Raw genomic sequence first — 4,056 nt, 5'->3', positions numbered from 1 at the left:
GGTCATCGGCAAACAGGCGTCCCAGGTCTCCATGGGCCGCCTGCTGGGCCAGCTGTTCGAGATCACCGACCTGTTCGACATGCACCTGCGCCCCGAACTGATCCTGCTGCAGAAGACCATGGTCTCGGTGGAGGGCGTGGCCCGCCGCCTCAACCCCGACCACGACCTGTGGGACGCCGCCAAGCCGGTGGTCGAACAATGGATCCAGCGCGAGCTTGGACCGAAGGCCAAGGCCCGCGATGTCGTTCAGGAGGGCCTCGCTGCGCTGCGCGCCCTGTCGAAATGGGCCCAGGCCCCCCACGCGCCCCAGACCATCGTCATCGAGCGGCGGGTCGCCGCCCGCTGGCCGGCCGTGCTATCGATCATCGCCGCCGCCGGGGCCGCCGTCGCCCTGATCCTGTCCACGGGCGTGTTGTCCTGAGCCCAGCTGGAGCCTCGCCATGAAGCCGATCCTGTTCGCCCCCGTTCTTGCGATGTCCCTCGCCGTCATGCCCGTCGCCGCCGTCGCCCAGGACGCGCACGCCGGCCACGGAGACCACGCCGCCCACGCGCAGGCGCAGGTTTCCGCCGAAGAGGCCATGCTGCGCACCACCATCGCCGCCCTGCAGGCGGGTACCCCCAACTACGACGACATGGTCCCCGCGCTGGCCGACGCCGTGCGCGACCAGGAAGCCGCCATGGCCCCCATGCTCGCCGGCCTCGGCGGAATGCAGGGCATGGAGCATCAGGGCGTGGTTCAGGGCGCCCAGCACTACCGCGTCACGTTCGAGAACGGACCGACCAACTGGTTCATCGCCCTCGACGAGGCGGGCAAGATCGCCAGCCTGTTCTTCCAGCCGGCGGTTTAGGGCTGGCGGCGCGCGCTGCGCGCCGCCGTTCCGGCCCTAGCCCGCCTGATAAACCCGGCCCGCCGCGAAGCAGGGCGCCACGGTGCAGGTCACCATTGTGAAGCGCACGGTGTATTCGCCGTCGGCCGCGGGCGACACGTCCACCACGGGGAAGCTGTCCTCGAGGGTGTCGGACGCCACCACGGCGCCGGAGGCGTCCAGCAGGTGGAAGTCCATGTTGGTGCATTCGTTGTCGCAGGCGCCGAGGATTCGATAGGTCTGACCCCCGTCCAGCCTGACGCGCCAATTGTGGGTCTGGGTCGGCTGCAGGGCCACGACCTCGTCCTCGAATCCCGAAGCGGCGCGGAACCCTTCGGTCAGGTCCGGGGCCGCGTCATCCATGTAGGAACGCGCCAGCTGCCGGAACGTCTCGCGCTCCTCAGCCGACAGGGTCGCCTGCGGCGTGGTGGCCGCGGCCGCCGCAACGGACAGGGTGTTGGACCCCTCGCTGTCGGGGCGATCAGCCTCGGAGCCGCAGGCCGCCAGGGCCAACAGGCTGGTCGAGGCGACAAGGAGAAGAAGGGGGGAAGTGCGCATGGCGGACTCTGACAGTTTCGGGGGAGGAGGAAGCGTCAGCATAAGCCTCACCGCGATGTCCCTGTCCATCGTCCGACGTGGTTAAACGCCCGGCTTTCCCGGCCGGCGCTCCCGCCGTTCGAAACCGTCACATCCCGCTTGGATAATCCCCAGCTTGGCCGTAAGACTCGGCCGGGGTCGGGGGACAATCCATGAGCTTCAGTGTCGTCGCGCTGTCTGCGCTCGTGCTGTATTCGCTGTGTTCGGTCGCTTACGTCTATCGCTGGCGCGGCCGCACCCGCTGGGCGGGCCCGACCCAGTATCTGCGCAAGTCCTGGCCCATCTTCGCGCCCCTGAACTGCGTCCTGTACATCTGCACCCGCCCCTGGGCGCGCGGGCCGGTGACGGCGGCGGAGCGCATGCCGAACCTGGCCCTGTTGCGGGACAATTGGCCGGTGATCCGCGACGAGGCCCTGGCCCTGCAGGCCGGCGGCGCCTTCGAGGTGGCCAAGGCCGAGGGGGCCGTGGGCTCCTACGACCTGGGCTTCCGCACCTTCTTCAAGCGGGGCTGGAGCAAATTCTATCTCACCTGGTACGGGACCACCCACCGCTCGGCCCAACGCACCTGTCCGCGCACCGTGGCGCTGCTGAAACAGGTGCCCGAGGTCAAGGGCGCCATGTTCACCGTCCTGCCCGCCGGGTCCGAACTGACCCTGCACGCCGATCCGCTGGCCTGTTCGCTGCGCTATCATCTGGGGTTGCGCACGCCCAACTCGGACCGGTGCCTGATCGAGGTGGACGGGACGCCCCTGTCGTGGCGCGACGGTCAGGACTTCATCTTCGACGAGACCTATCCCCATCAGGCCCGCAACGACACGGGCGAGAGCCGCCTGATCCTCATGTGCGATGTGGTGCGGCCCCTCAATGTCTTCGGCCGGGTGTTCAATGCCGGTTACAGTCGTCTGGCCGCCGGGACCCTGGTGCCCAATACCGAGGAAGACCAGCGCGGGCCGGTCAGCGCTGTTTTCGCCGCCCTGGCCCCCATCAGCGCCCGGTCCAAGGCCCTGAAACAGACCGACATCCGCCGCTACAAGCTGATCAAGCACACGGTCAACGCCACCCTGCTGATCGTGGTGGTGGCGGGGTTGTACGGTCTGTTCGAGCTGGTGGAGGCCGCCACCGACGCCCTGATCTGAGGGCGCCGTTTATCGACCCTTCCGATGGCGGCCGCCCGGGCGTGGGCCCGGGCAGCCGGTCCCTCACTGCTCCTGCAGGATGCGGGTGGCGGTGTAGCAGGCCGAGGCGCTGCCGCAGCTGAACACGGTGGTGCGCACGGTGTAGCGCCCCTGCGCGGTCGGGGTGACGTTCACCACGGGATAGTCGTCCATCAGGGTGTCGCTGTCGATCACCACGCCGTCGGCGTTCTCCAGATAGAGATCCACGTCCGAACAGTCGGCGTCACAGCCGGCGACGATGCGGTAGGCGACCCCTTCCTGAAGCGTGACGGACCAGCGGTCCTGCCCGCCGTCGGTCAGCGGCGCGATGCGGTCGTCAAACCCCGGCGCGCGGGCATAGCCGCTGGCCAGATCCCGGACGTGCTGGTCCAGGGCCGTGACAGCCTGGGCGGCTCCGGCCTGCCGCTGTTCGGCGCTCAGGGCCGCCGCCGGCGTCTCATCCACTTCCGGACCATGGTCCACGGACTCGGCGCCCCCACAGGCCGCCAGGCCCGCGGTCAAGGCGAGGGCTGCGGCGAGGCGAAGAATGGTCTGGGTGGCGGCGGTCATGGGCTGAAATCTCCTGAATCAAGCTTGGCCGTAAGCCTATGCATAACAGGGTTCAGCTTGTCGATTGCAGAGTTGTTCAGTCGCTGAAATCCGGCCGTCCCCGCGCCGCCTTGATCTTCGACCGCCCCGCCTTGGCCTGCAGCCGCCGCTCCTTGGACCCCTTGGTCGGCTTGGTGCGGATGCGCTTCACCGGGGCGATACGGGCCTTTTCGATCAGGGCGTTCAGCCGCTCCACCGCGTCGTCGCGGTTGCGCTCCTGGGTGCGGAAGCGGGTGGCCGTGATCTGGATGACGCCCTCATTGGTCAGGCGCGATCCCGCCGCCTTCATCAGCCGCGTCCGCACCGCCTCGTCCAGCGACGGCGAGTTGGCCGCGTCGAAGCGCATGTGCACGGCGGTGGAGACCTTGTTGACGTTCTGCCCGCCCGGCCCGCCCGCGCGGAAATAGCGGAACTCCAGCTCGTCCTCGGGCACGAGGGGTTCGGTCATGATCGTGTCGCCTCCCTCGAAGCCGTGAACGCCTGAAACCCAAACCCGTGATTCCCGGCCTTGAGCCGGGAATCCAGACTCACCGAACATTCCGGGCTCGCCTTGCCCTGTCGGTGTCTCTGGATCGCCGGGTCAAGCCCGGCGATGACGAAGAAGGGCGGGATCGCCCCGGAAGCCGCCCCGGCCCCATAAACATATAAAGACATCCTTATATGTTTGTTGCCCCGCACGGCTCAGACCGCTATAGCGCGGCCTACACTTCAAGACACGTCAGGAACGAACATGGTCGACTACATCGTCCGCGATATCTCCCTTGCCGACTGGGGCAACAAGGAGATCGAGATCGCCGAAACCGAAATGCCGGGTCTGATGGCCCTGCGTG

6 protein-coding genes and 1 pseudogene are annotated in these 4,056 nt (G+C 68.0%); 4 read left to right on the top strand and 3 right to left on the bottom strand.

Features of this window, described 5'->3' with window-relative positions; genetic code table 11:
* Positions 1–421 (top strand): annotated as a pseudogene (locus ACK4SE_RS13795) (ubiquinone biosynthesis protein UbiB); the annotation flags it as partial.
* Positions 422–440: 19 nt separating this feature from the next.
* Positions 441–848 carry a hypothetical protein gene (locus ACK4SE_RS13790; protein WP_409693846.1) on the top strand — a complete coding sequence of 136 codons (408 nt, stop codon included), beginning with the start codon at positions 441–443 and terminating at the stop codon, positions 846–848.
* Positions 849–884: 36 nt separating this feature from the next.
* On the opposite strand, the gene ACK4SE_RS13785 is transcribed toward ACK4SE_RS13790, so the two are convergent.
* Positions 885–1,424: a hypothetical protein gene (locus ACK4SE_RS13785; RefSeq protein ID WP_409693844.1), complete on the bottom strand. Its 540-nt coding sequence runs from the start codon at positions 1,422–1,424 to the stop codon at positions 885–887.
* Between the two features lie 191 nt (positions 1,425–1,615).
* Here ACK4SE_RS13785 and ACK4SE_RS13780 point away from each other — a divergent pair, with 191 nt between their 5' ends.
* Entirely contained in the window at positions 1,616–2,599 is a 984-nt protein-coding gene (locus ACK4SE_RS13780) for an aspartyl/asparaginyl beta-hydroxylase domain-containing protein (RefSeq protein ID WP_409693841.1), read from the top strand.
* 63 nt (positions 2,600–2,662) lie between these two features.
* Here the strand turns inward: ACK4SE_RS13780 and ACK4SE_RS13775 are convergent, their stop codons facing one another.
* Entirely contained in the window at positions 2,663–3,187 is a 525-nt protein-coding gene (locus ACK4SE_RS13775; RefSeq protein ID WP_409693838.1) for a hypothetical protein, read from the bottom strand.
* 76 nt (positions 3,188–3,263) lie between these two features.
* Entirely contained in the window at positions 3,264–3,674 is a 411-nt protein-coding gene (gene arfB / locus ACK4SE_RS13770) for an alternative ribosome rescue aminoacyl-tRNA hydrolase ArfB (RefSeq protein WP_409693835.1), read from the bottom strand.
* A 282-nt stretch (positions 3,675–3,956) separates the two neighbouring features.
* On the opposite strand from arfB, the gene ACK4SE_RS13765 reads away from it, so the two are divergent.
* Positions 3,957–4,056: adenosylhomocysteinase (locus tag ACK4SE_RS13765; protein ID WP_409693849.1), on the top strand; the 100-nt coding region annotated here is incomplete at its 3' end.

Origin of the sequence: Brevundimonas sp., from assembly GCF_046293315.1 — a bacterium.
Classification (GTDB): domain Bacteria; phylum Pseudomonadota; class Alphaproteobacteria; order Caulobacterales; family Caulobacteraceae; genus Brevundimonas.
Note: the sequence above shows the minus strand (reverse complement) of the source record. Positions and strands in the feature narration are given on the sequence as shown.

Excerpts from the sequence above, each read along its gene's own strand:
- arfB (WP_409693835.1), bottom strand. The coding sequence starts at position 3,674 with ATGACCGAACCCCTCGTGCCCGAGGACGAGCTGGAGTTCCGCTATTTC.
- ACK4SE_RS13780 (WP_409693841.1), top strand. The coding sequence starts at position 1,616 with ATGAGCTTCAGTGTCGTCGCGCTGTCTGCGCTCGTGCTGTATTCGCTG.
- ACK4SE_RS13775 (WP_409693838.1), bottom strand. The coding sequence starts at position 3,187 with ATGACCGCCGCCACCCAGACCATTCTTCGCCTCGCCGCAGCCCTCGCC.
- ACK4SE_RS13785 (WP_409693844.1), bottom strand. The coding sequence starts at position 1,424 with ATGCGCACTTCCCCCCTTCTTCTCCTTGTCGCCTCGACCAGCCTGTTG.
- ACK4SE_RS13790 (WP_409693846.1), top strand. The coding sequence starts at position 441 with ATGAAGCCGATCCTGTTCGCCCCCGTTCTTGCGATGTCCCTCGCCGTC.